The 15,448-nt window shown below is 62.7% G+C and carries 20 protein-coding genes and 1 other RNA gene; 12 read left to right on the plus strand and 9 right to left on the minus strand.

Annotated elements, in window-relative coordinates; translation table 11 throughout:
* Window positions 1–401 precede the first annotated feature (401 nt).
* The 10 genes from ACR9WD_RS06055 (at window position 402) to ACR9WD_RS06100 (ending at window position 8,056) form a co-directional block, all read left to right on the plus strand.
* On the plus strand, window positions 402–821 hold the full coding sequence (locus ACR9WD_RS06055) for a TadE family protein (protein WP_073707670.1): 420 nt from the start codon (window positions 402–404) through the stop codon (window positions 819–821).
* The gene (locus tag ACR9WD_RS06060; protein WP_233125390.1) at window positions 814–1,260 is read left to right on the plus strand and encodes a hypothetical protein; all 447 of its coding nucleotides are present in this window, start codon (window positions 814–816) and stop codon (window positions 1,258–1,260) included. Before ACR9WD_RS06055 ends, ACR9WD_RS06060 begins: the two co-directional genes overlap by 8 nt.
* A 46-nt stretch (window positions 1,261–1,306) precedes the next feature.
* Complete coding sequence (locus ACR9WD_RS06065) at window positions 1,307–1,708, plus strand: hypothetical protein (protein WP_083586908.1); 402 nt, start codon at window positions 1,307–1,309, stop codon at window positions 1,706–1,708.
* 60 nt (window positions 1,709–1,768) lie between these two features.
* The gene (prfB, locus tag ACR9WD_RS06070) at window positions 1,769–2,884 is read left to right on the plus strand and encodes a peptide chain release factor 2 (RefSeq protein ID WP_038990407.1); all 1,116 of its coding nucleotides are present in this window, start codon (window positions 1,769–1,771) and stop codon (window positions 2,882–2,884) included.
* Window positions 2,885–3,164: 280 nt separating this feature from the next.
* Window positions 3,165–3,962: a cell division ATP-binding protein FtsE gene (gene ftsE / locus ACR9WD_RS06075; RefSeq protein ID WP_038990409.1), complete on the plus strand. Its 798-nt coding sequence runs from the start codon at window positions 3,165–3,167 to the stop codon at window positions 3,960–3,962.
* A complete protein-coding gene (gene ftsX / locus ACR9WD_RS06080) occupies window positions 3,959–4,873 on the plus strand; it encodes a permease-like cell division protein FtsX (protein WP_066137562.1) in 915 nt (304 codons plus the stop codon). Before ftsE ends, ftsX begins: the two co-directional genes overlap by 4 nt.
* Before the next feature lie 107 nt (window positions 4,874–4,980).
* Window positions 4,981–6,390, plus strand: a complete 1,410-nt coding sequence (locus ACR9WD_RS06085) for a peptidoglycan DD-metalloendopeptidase family protein (RefSeq protein ID WP_434922954.1) — start codon at window positions 4,981–4,983, stop codon at window positions 6,388–6,390.
* Between the two features lie 54 nt (window positions 6,391–6,444).
* Entirely contained in the window at window positions 6,445–6,924 is a 480-nt protein-coding gene (gene smpB / locus ACR9WD_RS06090) for an SsrA-binding protein SmpB (protein ID WP_073707668.1), read from the plus strand.
* A 113-nt stretch (window positions 6,925–7,037) separates the two neighbouring features.
* Window positions 7,038–7,406, plus strand: a transfer-messenger RNA (tmRNA) gene (ssrA, locus tag ACR9WD_RS06095).
* 176 nt (window positions 7,407–7,582) lie between these two features.
* Entirely contained in the window at window positions 7,583–8,056 is a 474-nt protein-coding gene (locus ACR9WD_RS06100; RefSeq protein WP_066137568.1) for a DUF2568 domain-containing protein, read from the plus strand.
* A 47-nt stretch (window positions 8,057–8,103) separates the two neighbouring features.
* Here the strand turns inward: ACR9WD_RS06100 and crcB are convergent, their stop codons facing one another.
* The 7 genes from crcB to aroA are packed head-to-tail and all read right to left on the minus strand — an operon-like array spanning window position 8,104 to window position 13,358.
* Window positions 8,104–8,484: a fluoride efflux transporter CrcB gene (gene crcB, locus ACR9WD_RS06105; protein ID WP_073707667.1), complete on the minus strand. Its 381-nt coding sequence runs from the start codon at window positions 8,482–8,484 to the stop codon at window positions 8,104–8,106.
* Complete coding sequence (locus ACR9WD_RS06110) at window positions 8,484–8,945, minus strand: fluoride efflux transporter FluC (RefSeq protein WP_073707666.1); 462 nt, start codon at window positions 8,943–8,945, stop codon at window positions 8,484–8,486. Before ACR9WD_RS06110 ends, crcB begins: the two co-directional genes overlap by 1 nt.
* Complete coding sequence (locus ACR9WD_RS06115; protein ID WP_434922955.1) at window positions 8,942–9,436, minus strand: universal stress protein; 495 nt, start codon at window positions 9,434–9,436, stop codon at window positions 8,942–8,944. Before ACR9WD_RS06115 ends, ACR9WD_RS06110 begins: the two co-directional genes overlap by 4 nt.
* Window positions 9,437–9,486: 50 nt before the next feature.
* Entirely contained in the window at window positions 9,487–10,116 is a 630-nt protein-coding gene (locus tag ACR9WD_RS06120) for a metal-dependent transcriptional regulator (RefSeq protein ID WP_073707664.1), read from the minus strand.
* Window positions 10,117–10,130: 14 nt separating this feature from the next.
* Complete coding sequence (locus ACR9WD_RS06125) at window positions 10,131–10,943, minus strand: inositol monophosphatase family protein (protein WP_396264234.1); 813 nt, start codon at window positions 10,941–10,943, stop codon at window positions 10,131–10,133.
* Between the two features lie 7 nt (window positions 10,944–10,950).
* Window positions 10,951–12,042: a ribosome small subunit-dependent GTPase A gene (rsgA, locus tag ACR9WD_RS06130; protein ID WP_369826792.1), complete on the minus strand. Its 1,092-nt coding sequence runs from the start codon at window positions 12,040–12,042 to the stop codon at window positions 10,951–10,953.
* Window positions 12,042–13,358 (minus strand): 3-phosphoshikimate 1-carboxyvinyltransferase, encoded by a 1,317-nt coding sequence (gene aroA / locus ACR9WD_RS06135; protein WP_434923192.1) that lies wholly within the window; start codon window positions 13,356–13,358, stop codon window positions 12,042–12,044. The genes rsgA and aroA overlap by 1 nt, the downstream gene beginning before the upstream one ends.
* A 295-nt stretch (window positions 13,359–13,653) precedes the next feature.
* On the opposite strand from aroA, the gene ACR9WD_RS06140 reads away from it, so the two are divergent.
* Entirely contained in the window at window positions 13,654–14,307 is a 654-nt protein-coding gene (locus tag ACR9WD_RS06140) for a sigma-70 family RNA polymerase sigma factor (RefSeq protein ID WP_168202065.1), read from the plus strand.
* Between the two features lies 1 nt (window position 14,308).
* Entirely contained in the window at window positions 14,309–14,569 is a 261-nt protein-coding gene (gene rsrA, locus ACR9WD_RS06145; protein WP_038990421.1) for a mycothiol system anti-sigma-R factor, read from the plus strand.
* An 86-nt stretch (window positions 14,570–14,655) separates the two neighbouring features.
* Here the strand turns inward: rsrA and ACR9WD_RS06150 are convergent, their stop codons facing one another.
* A complete protein-coding gene (locus tag ACR9WD_RS06150; protein ID WP_369299107.1) occupies window positions 14,656–14,730 on the minus strand; it encodes a 50S ribosomal protein bL37 in 75 nt (24 codons plus the stop codon).
* Window positions 14,731–14,828: 98 nt separating this feature from the next.
* The gene (locus tag ACR9WD_RS06155) at window positions 14,829–15,434 is read right to left on the minus strand and encodes a GDSL-type esterase/lipase family protein (protein WP_434922956.1); all 606 of its coding nucleotides are present in this window, start codon (window positions 15,432–15,434) and stop codon (window positions 14,829–14,831) included.
* Window positions 15,435–15,448 lie beyond the last annotated feature (14 nt).

Raw genomic sequence — 15,448 nt, forward strand, 5'->3', positions numbered from 1 at the left:
TTGCAAATATGCCCCTATGTACAAGGCTGCTATTGCAATAACTGAAGGTATCGCAATGGCCAAGGAATCTAAAAGTGGATCATTTCCGTTGCAGGAACCACTGTTTTCATTGGGACCAACGTTTGCTGGTAGTGCTAGGAAAACTTGAACGAATGACATTATCATGTGTTTATCTTAGTGAGATGAATCAATAATGAGTATCGATACGTGCGAATCCTGCTGGCTCAATAGTTGCCACTGTGACGCCGAAATGATCTTGGTGGATTTTCAATAGCAACAAGCACATAGTCATACTCATGTCTGCTTTGCTGGTCGCCGCGTTGCTGGCCATCGCAGGACCTAGGCTGCAGGACCTGTTCAACCAGGCAATCGATCGAGTTTCCGGATTGGGATAACCGCGCATGAGCTTTGGTGCGCGGTCATCCGGAATTCTGCGCTCCGTGGAGCCCACGCGCAGCGAGCGCGGGTCTGCTGTAGCGGAATTTGTCATGGTGACAACGTTGCTTGTGGTGATCGCAATGACACTTGTCCAACTCGCGCTGGTTCTGCATGTGCGCAATACGCTGATTGACGCGGCTTCCAACGGCGCCCACTACGGTGCACTGGCCAATCGTTCAGCGGCCGATGCCCAAGGCAGAACCCGGACATTGATCACCGAAAGCTTGCATGGTGGATTCGCCCGTGACATTGCCGTGAGCACCACTCCAGTAGGGGACAGCCAGTTGGTTACCGTATCGGTCAGCACCCGAGTGCCATTGATCGGGCTCTTGCCCAATGGGTGGGACTTGCACGTGGAAGGAGAAGCAGTGCGTTATGGGTAAGGCCAAGAATCTGGCTACCGCCATGCATCGCAGAATTCGGGATGAAGATCGTGGAAGTGCGGTAGTGGAATTCGTTTTTGCTTCAACCGTCTTGCTGATTCCCCTGGTGTACTTGATACTGGCCGCCGGCCAGCTTCAAGGAGGCAGCTATGCCGTGGTTGGTGCTGCCGATCATGCCGCCAAGGTCTTTGCCGCCGCCGAAGACCCTGTGCAGGCGAGGAACGATGCACACGCTGTTGTGCGAAGAACCATGCACAATTTTGGGTATCGCAACGCCCGCACTTCAATTCGTTGCGAAATGGAATGCTTGAGCCCGGGCAGTGTCGTCACCGTGACTGTAGCCTTGGATGTCCCGCTGCCTTTCGTATCCGAATGGGTCGAGGCGTCCGCATTCACCGTGGATTCCTCCGCGTCGCAAAGGACTGATCGATTTGGCTAGGCCGCAACGTGCCGTCCGGAATCTGCGGAATGAGGATGGGCAATCCTTGGTGCTGGCAATCGGCCTGTGCGCCATCACATTGCTGACCATTTCCGTGGTGCTGGCAGCCAGCGCCGTCAATCTCAAAGCGCGTCAGCTGTTGTCAATTGCCGACGGAGCGGTCGTGGCTGCCGTAGACGAATTCGAGTTCGTTGCGGACAACGGCAACCCAAGGATCCAGCTCGACCAGCAACGCGTGCAGCAAGCAGTGCAGCAGTACCTGTCAGACGTTGGTGCGGCCGGCCGGGTCGAGAATCTGCGAATCGACCGGGTCCAGATCATGCCCGATGGCCAAGGCGCGAATCTCCAGTTGAGCGGTTCGGTGCAACCGCCGATAGTAGGGTGGCTAGTTCCCGGTGGAGTGCCGATATCAGTCGAATCATCCGCTCGAACCGTATTGAGCAGGTAATCACCACGTTGGCCGCCGGACTCAATGATCAGAAGCCAAATGACGTAGTCTTAGAAGACCATGGCAAAAACTGACTTCTCCGCTGAAATCCGCTCACTGCGTTCTACATTCTCCGCAATCGAAGACGTGAGCGATGTCGAGCAGATCAAAGCTGACATCGCAGTCCTCTCGGAAGAAGCGGGCGCTCCCAACCTCTGGGATGATCCGGCCGCTGCTCAAATCGTCACCAGCAAGCTATCCCATCGCCAATCCGAGCTGGAACGGCTGACTCGGCTGCAGACGCGAATCGATGATTTGGAAGTCCTGGTTGAGCTTGCCGAGCTCGAAGAAGACGACGATACGCTGGATGAAGCGGACAAGGAGCTCACCAGCATCCAGAAGGCCCTCGCTGAACTCGAGATAGTCACCCTCCTCAACGGCGAATTCGATGCCCGAGGTGCGGTTGTCACGATTCGCTCCGGTGCCGGCGGTGTTGATGCCGCGGACTTCGCGGAGATGCTCCTGCGCATGTACCTGCGTTGGGCTGAACGCCGTGGATACAAGGCCACTGTCATGGACACTTCGTACGCCGAAGAAGCCGGCCTCAAATCGGCAACCTTTGAAATTGATGCCCCGTATGCCTTCGGCACGCTCTCAGTAGAAGCCGGTACCCACCGCCTGGTGCGCATCTCGCCATTCGATAATCAGGGTCGTCGCCAGACATCGTTTGCGGCCGTGGAAGTTGTGCCGCTGATTGAGCAGACCGACACTATCGAAATCCCGGAATCTGAAATCCGCGTGGACGTGTTCCGCTCCTCGGGGCCTGGCGGCCAGAGCGTCAACACCACCGACTCCGCGGTACGCATGACGCATATTCCTACCGGCGTCGTCGTCTCGATGCAGAACGAGAAATCGCAGATCCAGAACCGTGCCGCCGCGCTTCGAGTTCTGCAGTCGCGCTTGCTGCTCTTGAAGAAGGAGCAGGAGGACGCGCAGAAGAAGGAACTCGCCGGCGACGTGAAGGCATCTTGGGGTGACCAAATGCGCTCCTACGTGCTCAACCCGTATCAAATGGTCAAGGACCTGCGAACCGAACATGAAGTGGGCAACACCCAGGCGGTGCTTGACGGTGAAATCGACGATTTCATCGATGCAGGCATCCGCTGGCGTGCAGGACAACGCCGACCAAGCAAGTAGGCGGTCTCGCTGACACTGACCGCGGTGGACGCTTCTGTCATGCAGGGTGTAAGCATCATCACCGTTGCGGATCCTGCTGCGCCAATTACAGCTAGTCATGCCGAAGCTGCGCACTTCGCGTTAGCTGGACGTACGGCATGAATCTTGCAACACGCCTTATATTTCGGCTGGTTCGCAACCTTGCACCGATAGTGTTTGGAAGACTGGCGCATCAATAGACGTTTGATCTCGAGATTGGTGTTCGTGGGTCGCGCCCCGACGAAGACTAGCGATTGAAGACATGATTAAATTCGAAAACGTCTCGATGGTTTACGAGCCGAAGCAGCAGAATGCGGCTTTGGACGAGGTAAGCATCGAGATAGACCGTGGCGAATTCGCCTTCCTGGTTGGTGAATCCGGTTCGGGTAAGTCGACCTTCCTCAGCTTGGTGCTGCGCGAAAAGCGCTCCACCGACGGATCCGTCTACGTGGCCGGACAGAACCTCAACCGCATACCGAGCCGTCGTGTGCCCAAGCTGCGCCGCGACATTGGATTCGTTTTCCAGGACTTCCGCCTCTTGCGTGAGCGTACGGTCTTCGACAACGTCGCGTTCGCCATGGAAGTCATCGGTGCCTCCCGTGCCCAGATCCGCGAGCGAGTGCCGGACGCATTGAAAATGGTCGGCCTCGAAGACAAAGCACGCCGCAAGCCAACCGAGCTTTCCGGTGGCGAGCAGCAACGCGTTGGCATTGCCCGCGCCATTGTGAACAGGCCGTCGATCCTGCTGGCCGATGAGCCTACTGGCAACCTTGACCGCAAGAACAGCATCGAAGTGATGAACGTGCTCAATCGCATCAACCAGAACGGCACGACCGTCCTGATGGCTACGCACGCGCACGAGCTGGTGAGCGAATACCGCCACCGCGTTATTGAACTGAAACGCGGACGAGTCATCCGCGATGAAATTGATGGCCAGTACACGCCGATGACCACTGTGGTGAACCAGGACGGCTCGCGTGAACTGCTCGTCGGCGATTCGGCCGTGGAATACGACGAAGAATCGCAGGTTGCCGAGGATAAGAAGGACGAGGACCAGTGAGACTAGGATTTATTCTCCGCGAAGCGGCGAAGGGCCTGCGGCAAAACGTCGTCATGGTTGTTTCCGTGGTGCTGGTGACCTTCGTATCGTTGACCTTCGTTGGCGCTTCGGTATTGCTTCAGCTCCAGATCAACCAGATGAAGGGCTACTGGTACGACCGCATGGAAGTCGCGGTGTACCTCTGCGATGACACGAGCACCTCACCGAACTGTGCCGGCAGTGCGGTCACCGAGGAACAGCGGCAGGACATCGAGGAGATGCTCAAGTCCGAGCAGCTCGCCCCATACATCAAGGAATTCGCCTACGAATCCAAGGAACAGGCGTACGAGAACTTCCTTGACCAATACGAGAACTCCGCGTTGGTCGACCAAGTCACTGCAGAACAACTTCCCGAATCCTTCCGCGTCGCACTCGTTGATCCGGAAAAGTATCCGGTGATCAACGAAGCGTTCTCCACCGTTGACGGCGTTGACTCGGTAATCGACCAACGCGAACTGCTTGAAAAGGTATTCCAGTTGGTGCGCGTGGCTTCCGCTGCCGCCGCCGTCGTGGCAATCGTGATGATTGTTTGCGCGGTGCTGCTCACCGGGACGACCATTCAGCTCTCGGCCATGCACCGGCGGCTCGAAACAACCATCATGCGGCTGGTCGGCGCTTCGAAAGCAACGATTCAATTGCCATTCATCATCGAAGGCGTGATCGCGTCGCTGATTGGCGGCCTGCTGGCTTCGGGCACCCTGTGGTTGCTGCTGAAGTTCCTCGTTGAGGACAAGTTGGCCAACGAAAACGTCGGTGTAGCGTTCATCTCTACCACCGAAATATGGCTAGTTGCTCCGATACTCTTGATTATTGGTATCGTTTTGGCCACAATTTCATCAGTGGTAACGTTGAAGCGTTACCTGAAGGTTTAGCCGAAACGTTATCTAGGCTTGAACTGAAGTACGCAATTTCTTAAAGGAGCTTTATGCTGTCGAACGCCGTGCGACGTAAATTCTTACGCGCCTCTATCGGTGGAGCTATGGCTCTTGCGCTCACTCTGCCAGCAGGCCTTGTGGTCGCTGACGAGCTTGACGACAAGAAAGCTCAGGTCGAGAAGAACATCGAAAACCTCGAGACCGACATGGAATTCCTGGATGCCGACATCCAGGAAACCGACAAGAAATTGCGTGACCAGCAGGCGCAGGTACCCATTGCCCAGCAGGCATTGGCTGACGCGCAAAGCCGCGTAGCCAATGCCCAGGCCACCCTCTCCGATCTGAACAACCGCTTGATCAGCGCGCAGGCGACTCGTGATGAAGTGGCCCAGCAGATCGAAGAAAACGCTGCGAAACTGTCCGAAGCGGAGGACGCGATGGCGCAGATCGCCGCGGAAGCCTATAAGCGCGGCGGTGTCTCGGGCGGGCTGGACATGATCCTCAACATGGATTCGGCAACCAAGATGGCCGACGGTCTGGGCATGGCCAATCGTGCCATGGAATCCCAGAATGCCGCATACAACGATTTGGCCCAGGAACAGGCCAATAACGAAAGCAACAAGCTTCGCCTGGTTGCCGTGGAGAAGGAAATCTCCTCGCTGAAAGCCCAGGCAGAGGAAGCTTTGGCGCAGGAGCAGGCAGCGCGAGATGCTGCGCAGAACGCCAAGAACGAGCTGGATGCACTGGTAGCCAGCACCGAAGCGCTCAGCGCCGAACTCGAAGCGCAGAAGCCGCGCATCCAGGCGAAGCTGGAATCGCAGCAGAAGGAATACGCTGCGGTCAATCAGCAGATCAAGGAACGCCAGGAGCGCCTGATCCGGGAAGCCGCCGAGCGCAAGCGCAAGGCAGAAGAAAAGGCGCGTCGCGAAGCAGCGGCCGAGCGAAAGCGCATCGCTGAGGAAAAGGCCGCCTACGAGGCTGAGCAGGAGCGCAAGGCTGCCGAAGCCCGAGCGGAGAAAAAAACCTACAAGAAGAAGCCCTACGTTGCACCGAAATCCCAGCCGAAGTCTTCGGACTACGCTGAGCCAAGTAGCTGGGGATTGATTAAGCCGACCACCAGCAACCGTTTGACCTCGACCTTCGGATGGCGCCCAACGCCAGCCGGAACCATCGATTACGGTGGCCGCGGCGGCTATGTGCACGCGGGTATCGACTGGGGCTTCGGCGGCCAGTGCGGCTCGCCCATTACGGCGGCAGCATCCGGCGAAGTCTGGATGGCCGGGTGGGGTGGATCCTCGGGCAACAAGGTCACCATTTCGCATGGAGTCATCAAGGGCAAGGCCCTGGCCACCAACTACCACCATATGTCCCGCATCGCGGTCAGTGTCGGCCAGCATGTGAAGCAGGGCCAGATCATCGGCTACGTTGGCACCACCGGCAATTCGACTGGCTGCCATCTGCACTTCGAAACGATCATCAATGGATCACATGTGAACCCATTGGGACTTCTCTAGCGCTAGACTTGTAGTCTGTGCGCGGGAATCCGCCCGCGACATGCAAGGAGTAACGTGGCTAAGAAGAACCAAGAAGATCGAGTCATCGCGAGCAACCGCAAGGCGCGCCACGATTTTGAAATCCTCGACACCTTCGAAGCTGGCATGGTGCTCACCGGTACCGAAGTGAAGTCGCTGCGCGAAGGCAAAGCTTCGCTCGTTGACGGTTTCGGCCAGTTCTACCGCGGAGAGCTGTACATCGAGAATGTCTACATTCCCGAGTACCTCAACGGATCGTGGACCAATCATGCGGCTCGTCGTCGGCGAAAGCTCTTGCTGCACCGCCAGGAACTGCTCAAGATCGAGCGCAAGATCGGCGAAGCCGGCCTGACTGTCGTACCGCTGAGCTTGTACTTCAAATCGGGTCGGGCGAAGCTGGAAATCGGTGTCGCCCGCGGTAAGCGCGAGTACGACAAGCGGCAGGCCCTGCGCGAAAAGCAGGATAACCGCGAAGCATTGCGTGCCATGCGCGAACGCAACCGCGGCAACGCGTAAGCAGAGGTTGTGGCGCATTTCGCATTGGGGCAACCCGGCGTGATGCGCTATGATTGATGAACACGCCCTAGGGTGTGGTTGCATCCGGGAAACCGGGACTGACAACAAAATACGGGGATGATCGGTTTCGACGGTGTGAGTCGCGACAGATGAAGCGGGCCGAGGACGCAAAGTTATCTCGTAAACGCTCTTTGCAAACCAATAAGTGCCGAATCAAAGCGCACTGACTTCGCTCTCGCTGCCTAAGCAGCCAGACAGTCCGTTAGCCAGGGGACGCTATCGCCCCTGTTCCTAACGTCATTTAGATAGCCAATGTATTCAGCAGTTGTTGCCGCTGCTGGGTACACATTCAGGCAACTGTGCCCGGATCAACCACTTGTTTGCGTGATGGTTGGGGCAGAGAAAATCCACAGCAAACTGCGCCCGGAGAAGACCTGGCAACACCACATCGGACGGGAGTTCAATTCTCCCCATCTCCACAAATTCCGGCTCCGGATCCAAGCCCACAAGCTTGGATCCGGAGCTTTTTGCTTGCCTTGAAGTCAGCCGCCGCATCGCGAGCCTGTTCGCGGGATGGAGAATTTGCACATAGACTTGAGATGAAAGTCGAAGGCATTTGAAATGCCGCGTGCGCAGAAACGGAGTGAGATTGAAGTCGATGGGTAAAAAAAGTTCCCAGCGGGTATCGCCTTTCCTCTCAGCAACCTATGCCGCAGTGGCTTTCCTCTTGGAAGTCGGGCTGCTGTTCGCGGCGGCACTCGCAGCTATCGCCTTCATCCCCTGGCCGACCATTCCAGCAATACTCGTCGTGGTCATTCCGCTGCTGATCCTGTGGTCGATCTTCTTCTCACCGAAGGCAGTCATCAAGCTGCGGCTGCGCACCCGCCTGCTCTTGATCCATATCATCTACCTCATCGGCGCCTACGTGCTTTGGCTGAGCGTCGACCATTCCTTCTATGACCAGTCCCAGATCTGGGCGATTGCGATGCTCTCGTTGACCGGTATCAGCGCCATATTGGTCATCGCCACTGGAGGGTACGTAGTTCCGCACGATCGCACCAAGCGGCCGCCGAAGGACCTTCCCAACCGGGCCCGGACGGGCGCACCCAAGGGACGCCGCGCAGCACGCTAACGAACGGCACATGCCAAGCCTTCCGGCTTGGCATGTGCTGTTTCCGGCTAGAAGAGCCCAGCCAGCTGGAAGCCGAGCCACGCGGCAAGCACGGCTCCAACCAGCGTGCCCAGGGCGTTGGCCAGGCTCGCCGCGATGCGGCCTGACTGCAGCAGCCGGACCGTTTCGAAGCTGGCCGTGGAAAACGTCGTGTAGCCGCCGAGCAGTCCCGTACCGATGGCCGCCAGCCATTGCGCAGACAGCAGCTGCTGGGCCAGCAGCCCGGTCAGCAGGCCGAGGGCGAAGGAGCCTGAAAGGTTGACCAGGATCGTCCCCCAAGGCAGAGGGGCGGGAAGCCACCGCCTGATCAGGGCATCAAGCACGAAACGCAGGCAGGCGCCAAGGCCGCCGCAGAGCGCAACCGTGAAAAACAAGCCGGGGGAGAGCACTACCGGGCTCCTCCCGCTGTTCGGGCCGCACGCCTCGCCGCGAGGGCAATGCCGCACCAGGTAGCCAAAGCGCCGCAGATCACCGTGGGCAGAGCATAGGCCAGCGCCGGGAGCACCGCACTGGATGAGAACAGCAGCATGCTGTCGGTGGCCAGCGCACTGTAGGTGGTGAAGCCGCCCATGAAACCGGTGCCCAGCAGCAAGCGCTGCCGGCGGCGCCGTCCCTCGCTGCCGCCGCCGTGCGACAGCGCCTCCAGCAGCAGGCCGAGCAGGAAGGCTCCCAGCATGTTGGCGGCGAAAATCGCGATCGGGAAACCGCCAGCGGAAGGCAGCAGCAGGCCCAGTCCTTGCCGGGCGGCTGTCCCGGCGGCGCCGCCAAGGAACACCAGCAGCAAGGAACCCGGGGCCAGGGAAGAAGGCGGCACGGTGTTCTGCGCGCTGCGCGATGGCGGAGGGGTCATGAACTCTGGATCTGTTCTGCTCGGCGGGCGGGGAGTGGCGGGACCAGAAGCACCGGATGGCGCTGGCGGTGCGTCAGATGCAACACCACGGAGCCGTTGAGCAGCTCGCGGATGACGTTGGCCATGGATCGCTGGCGGACTCCGAGCACGATCAGCGCCGCATCATGCCGCACGGCAAGCCGCGCCAGCTGCTGCCCTGGCCCGCCAGCGGTGGCGTGCGCCTGCCAGTGGACTTCCGTGCCCGCAAGCTGGGCGTCGAGCTGGAGCAGCAGCTCCTGCGGGAAGCGGACGATGGCTTCCTCACCGGATTCGGGATCCAGCGGTGCGCTGCGTACGGTGCCGTCGGGCAGTTCTTCGAGAGGGTAGCCGGTGGCATCGACATGCACGCACAGCAGCCCGGTGCCCAGTGAGCCAGCCAATTGCGCGGCAGTGGCCAGCACGTGGGGATCGAACCGGTCGGGCACGCCGAGAATGATCGGTCGCTGCTCCATCCGGCCTCCCTGGGGTCTTGGGCTGTTCTTCATTCTCGCACAGCCCGCAGCTAGGCCTTGCGCACCCAGATCAGCGAGGCCTCGATGAAATCCAGCTGATGCGGCAGCTCGATCCCCGCCCCGGGCACCAGGCCCTGGACGGCGGCACGGCGCAGGAACTGCGGATCCTCGTCGCTGATCCGGTCGATGACCGCTCTGCTTCCGGTGAAGCGGTCCAGCCGGATCGCGGCAGACACCGGCAAGGTCCCGTCGGCGCTGGGGATCGCATCTCCGTGCGGGTCATGGCGCGGGTGGCCCAGCCGGGCATCCAGGGCGTTGATGAACCGGTCGGTGACGGTGTGCTCCAGGGCCTCGGCCTCGTCGTGGACCTCGTCCCAGCCGTAGCCCAGCTCGTCGCGCAGGAAGGTCTCCAGCAGCCGGTGGCGGCGCACCATGCGCAGCGCCTCGCGCCGCCCGGTCTCGCTGAGCGTGATCGCCCCGCGCGGCACGTGGTTCACCAGCTCCTTGGCGGCGAGCTTTTGCACCATGGCGGTGGCCGAGGCGGGGGACAGGCCCAGCTGGTCGGCCAGCGCACCGGTGCCGACTTCGGCGTCTTCCCATTCGGTGAGCGCGTACAGCGCCTTGAGGTAGTCCTCTTCGCTGGTGGTCAGGCCGGCCGGTCCGCGGCGTGCAGGTGCCATGATCGTCCCGGCGCCTAGCTGCGGTTCAGGTAGGGCAGGATTGCCTCGTGCAGCTTGCCGTTGCTGGCCAGCGCGTTGCCGCCATGGCAGCCTTCCGCCCCGGCCACCGAGGTGAAGCGGCCACCGGCCTCGCGCACTACCGGCACCAGCGCTGCCATGTCGTAGAGTTCCAGCTCGGGTTCGAAGGCCGCGTCGACCGCGCCTTCGGCCACCAGCGCGTAGGAGAGGAAATCCCCGTAGCCGCGGGTGCGCCAGGCGGTGCCCAGCAGCTCCAGCAGGCCATCTAGCTTGCCGGCGTCCTTCCAGCCGTTCAGCGAGGCGTAGGACAGCGAGGAGTCTTCCAGCGCGCTGACCGAGGAGACGGCGAGGCGGCGGGTGGCGGTGGACCCGGGGACGGCGCCCGGTTCGCTGACGTAGGCACCCAGGCCGGTGGCCGCATGCCAGCGGCGGGTCATCGCCGGGGCGGAGATGACGCCGAGCACCGGCTCGTCGTCGATGAGCAGCGCGATCAGCGTGGCCCACACCGGCACGCGGCGCACGAAGTTCTTCGTCCCGTCGATCGGGTCGATGACCCAGCGCCGGGCCGAATCCCCGTGCACGCCGAATTCCTCGCCGAGCACCGAGTCGCCGGGGCGGTGGGCTGCCAGTTCGGCCAGGATCAGCTGCTCGGCGCCACGATCGGCATCGGAGACCGGGGTCATGTCCGGCTTGGATTCGACCACCAGGTCGTTGGCGCCGTAGCGGGCCAGGGTGAAGGCGTCGACCTTGTCGGCCAATGCCAGGGCGAAGTCGAGATCTTGCTGCAGGGTGTATTCAGCCATGGTTATGCGGCGGCTACTGCGCGCCGAGCTCCTTTTCGTGCGTGGTTTCCTCGGTGGTGACCAGCCGGCGGTAGGAGGCAAGGCGGTTGGCCGCCTGGCTGCCTTCGGACTCGGCGGCCCAGGCTTCCAGCGCGCAGCCGGCCTCGCCGGCCGCATGGGTGCAGCCGCGCGGGCAGCCGGTGGCGATCTCGGCCAGGTCCTCGAAGGCGGCCAGGATATTGTCCGGATCCACCAGCCCCAGCCCGAAGGAGCGGATGCCCGGGGTGTCGATCAGCCAGGAGCCGGGGGTGCCGCCCAGGCGCAGGGCCAGCGCGTTCGAGGAAGTGTGCCGTCCGCGGCCGGTGACCGCGTTGACGTGCCCGGTGGCGCGGGTCGACCCGGTCAGGGCGTTGACCAGGGTGGACTTGCCCACCCCGGAGTGGCCGAGCACCACCGAGACGCAGCCGGAGAGCAGCTGCTCCAGTTCGGCCAGGGCACCGGCATCCAGCCGGGCGCTGGAGCCGTCGGCGCTGCGGGCGTCGATGCCCGAGGCCTCGGCCGCGGTGGTGCGGGAGATGACCACGGGGAAGTCCAGCCCCTCGTAGTGGGTGAGGAACTCGGCCGGGTCCTTCACATCGGCCTTGGTCACGCAGAGCACCGGCTGGATGCCGGCGTCGTAGGCGGCGACCAGCGCGCGGTCCACGAAGCCGGTGCGCGGCTCGGGGTTCGCGGCGGCGACGACGATGACCAGCTTGTCCACATTGGCCACGACCACGCGCTCGGTGGCGTCGGTGTCATCGGCGCTGCGGCGCAGCAGGGTGCTGCGCTGTTCGATGCGCACCAGCCGGGCCAGGGTGTCGGGCTTGCCGGAGGTGTCGCCGACCAGCCCCACCAGATCCCCGGGCACGATCGCCTGGCGGCGCAGCTCGCGGGCGCGGGCGGCGATGACGATGCGCTCGGTGGCGGTGTCCTCGTCGAGGATCGCGGTGTAGCGGCCGCGGTCCACGGTGATGATGCGGCCGATCACGGCCTGCTCGTGGGCCGGTCGGTCCTTGGTGCGCGGACGGCTGCCCTTCTTGTTCGGGCGCACGCGCACCGAGGACTCGTCGTAGTCGGAGTAGCGCATCAGCCCTGGCCCTTTGCGGTAGCGGCCATGGCGCTCCACAACTGCGGGAAGTCGGGCATGGTCTTCGCGGTGGTGGCGATGTTCTGCACGCGCACCCCGTCGATGGCCAGGCCCAGCAGGGCGCCGGCGGTGGCCATGCGGTGATCCTCGTAGGACTCGATATCCGCGGCCCGCAGCGGGCCCGGGACGATGCGCAGCGCGTCGGCGGTCGCGGTGACGCGCGCGCCGACCTTCGACAATTCGGCTTCCAGCGCGGCCAGCCGATCGGTTTCATGCCCGCGCAGGTGCCCGATGCCGCTCAGCGTGCTCGGCGCATCGGCCAGCACGCACAGGGCGGCCAGGGTCGGGGCCAGCTCGGAGGCGTCGGCGTAGTCGATCCCGCGGATTGTTCCGGTGCCGCGCACGCAAAGCACGCCGTCATCGCCCAAGCTTGCCTGCGCGCCCATCGCGGTCAGGATCTCAACCCACTTGCCGCCCACCTGGGTGGTCTTCGCGGGCCAGAAGGGCACGCGCACGGTGCCGGCGGTGGCCAGCGCGGCGGCCAGGAACGGGCCGGCATTGGACAGGTCGGGCTCGACGGTGACGGTGAAGCCCTTCAGCTGCCCCGGTGCGATGCGCCAGCCGCGCGCATCGGCATCGACCTGCACGTCCACGCCGAGCTCGCGCAGGGTCTGCACCGTCATCGCGATGTGGTCGGGGGAGGCGATCGGCCCCGGCGCGGCGCGCAGCGCCAGCCCGCCGGGCAGGGCCTGGCCGACCAGCAGCAGCGCCGAGATGAACTGCGAGCTGCCCGAGGCGTCGATGACCACTTCGGCGTCCTGCTTCATGGCGCTGGCATCGATGGTGAAGGGCAGCATGCCGGCGGCGCCGGCATAGTCGATGCGGGCGCCGAGGTCCGCCAGCGCGTCGAGCACCGGGGCCATCGGGCGCACGCGTGCCGCCTCGTCGCCGTCGAAGGCCACCGTGGCGCCGGCGACGGCGGCCAGCGGGGGCACGAAGCGCATCACCGTGCCGGCCAGGCCGCAGTCGATGGACAGCGGGCCGGCGGCCAGCTGGCCCGGGGTGATGACCACGGTGGTGGAGCCATCGGCCTGCCCGATGCGCTCGATTCCTGCCCCGAACTCGGCCAGGGCGCGCAGCATCAGCTCGGTGTCGCGGCTGATCAGCGTGTTGTGGATGGTGGAGGGGGAGGAGGCCAGGGCCGCAAGGATCAGATACCGGTTGGTCAGCGACTTCGACGCGGGCACCTGCACGGTGGCATCCAGGCCGGTGGCGGCGAAGGGCGCCGCCCACCAGTTCTCTTCTGCCTCGTGCAGCTGGTTGGGTCGGTTGCCGGGGGCGCTTGCGGTGCTGATTGGTAGATCCTTCGGCTCGATGCTTCACTTCGGGGGCGCTGGCAGCGCTTGAAGCACTGTGCGCCCACTGCTTAATCCTAGCCGAGATCGGTGCGGGAATAAGGTTTGCGCCCGGTTGGTTATGCCTAGTGTGACGATACGACAGGACACTTCAAGTGCCGGCGGCACCGCCTGCGCGCTGGCCGAGGCCCCGCGCCCGGCCCGGGCCCGTGCTGGCGCGCGCATAAAGCCGGTTGAACGCGTAGACTCGGCAGTGATGAATAATGAGAGCGTGGACGAGAATTTGCCCGATGCGGCCTCTGAGTCCGAACAGCAGCGCCGCGAACGCTTCGAGCGTGACGCGATGCAGTACGTGGACCAGCTCTATTCGGCTGCCCTGCGCATGGCGCGCAACCCGTCGGATGCCGAAGATCTGGTGCAGGAGGCCTACACCAAGGCCTATTCCGCGTTCCACCAGTACAAGCCTGGCACCAACCTCAAGGCGTGGCTGTACCGGATCCTGACCAACACGTACATCAACCTGTACCGCAAGCGCCAGCGCGAACCGCTGCGCACCTCCACCGACACGGTCGAGGATTGGCAGATGGCCCAGGCCATGGAGCATTCGCCGACCGGCTTGCGTTCGGCCGAGGCCGAAGCGCTGGACCACCTTCCGGATTCGGATGTGAAGGCCGCGCTGCAGTCGATCGGCGAGGATTTCCGCATGGCCGTGTACTTCGTGGATGTCGAGGGCTTCAGCTACAAGGAAGCCAGCGAGATCCTGGGCGTGCCGATCGGCACCGTGATGTCCAGGTTGCATCGTGGACGAAAGAATTTGAGGGAATTGCTGGCGGATTACGCCGCGGATCGCGGGATCGCCACCGGCACCCAGAGCAAGAGCGCCGCCAAGGCCGAACGAGGAGCGAAATAGGATGGATTGCAATTCATTGGGTGATTGCGCCGATGACCGCATCGTCCGCATCTACGAGTACCTTGACGGCGCGCTGACGCTCGATGACCTCAAGGAAGTCAAGTCTCATCTGGAAGGCTGCCCGGAATGCACCGAGCAGTACGATCTGGAGTGCATCATCCGCTCGGTGGTGCGCCGCAGCTGCCAGGAGCATGCCCCGCAGACCCTGAAGGCCAGCATCATTGCGCGGATTTCACAGATACGCGTGGAGTCGGGGCACTAGCCCGGCACCGCTAGCAAGGCAAAGAGAAACCCCGCATCTTTCGAGAAGATCTCGAAGGGTACGGGGTTCTTTTATGTTCGCTTCGCTTAGCTGTTTGGGCGCTTGCCGTGGTTGGCACCGCCACGCTTGCGATCGCGACGCTTACGAGCGCGCTTCGACATGGTGACTCCTTAGAGGGATCAATAGTACTTCCCGAAAATTCGGGCCGGCTCATAGTCTTTCACACTTCCGGCCCATTTTCCTAACGGACCGGACCGGCTCAGCTATCGCCCGGCTCGGGCAAGTCCAGCCAGGAATACCAGCCGCGGTGCAGCACCAGCCAGGCCATCAGGCCGTACCCGGCCTGGCCGGGCACGCCGCCGGAGGCGTTCAGGTCCGCACGCCACTGGGCATGGGCACGCAGCGGGGTGAAGGTATCGACGTAGTGGTGATTGCGGCGCAGCGCCACATCCGAGTACACCCGGTTCAGCTCCGCCACGCGCTGGTTGCGCGCATCGTCCAAGCAGGGGGCCGGGCCGACCAGCAGCGCCTTGATGTTCATCTGCGAGGCCGAATCCAGGATGTTGGCCAGGTTCAGCCGGCTGCGCGCGGTGGTGACGTCCAGGTCGACGTCGCGGTCGGACAGTGCGATGACCAGGCGGTTCTCGTACTGGTCGCTGAAGCGGCGGGAGGCTTCGCCCAGCCAGCGCTCGGCCAGCGACTCGGATCCCTCGGCCGGTGCGGCCAGGACGAAGGACTGCAGGCGCAGCGCCGGATCCTGGGTGCGGGCCATGACCCGGCCGAACCAGCCCAGGCCTCGCGGGTCGCCATGCCCGGCCAGCAGCTCATCTCCGATTGCGGTAATGCGGATTGTGCGTAACTCCAACTGGGCGACCTTTC

Origin of the sequence: Glutamicibacter sp. PAEs-4 (assembly GCF_051161755.1) — a bacterium.
GTDB lineage: Bacteria > Actinomycetota > Actinomycetes > Actinomycetales > Micrococcaceae > Glutamicibacter > Glutamicibacter nicotianae.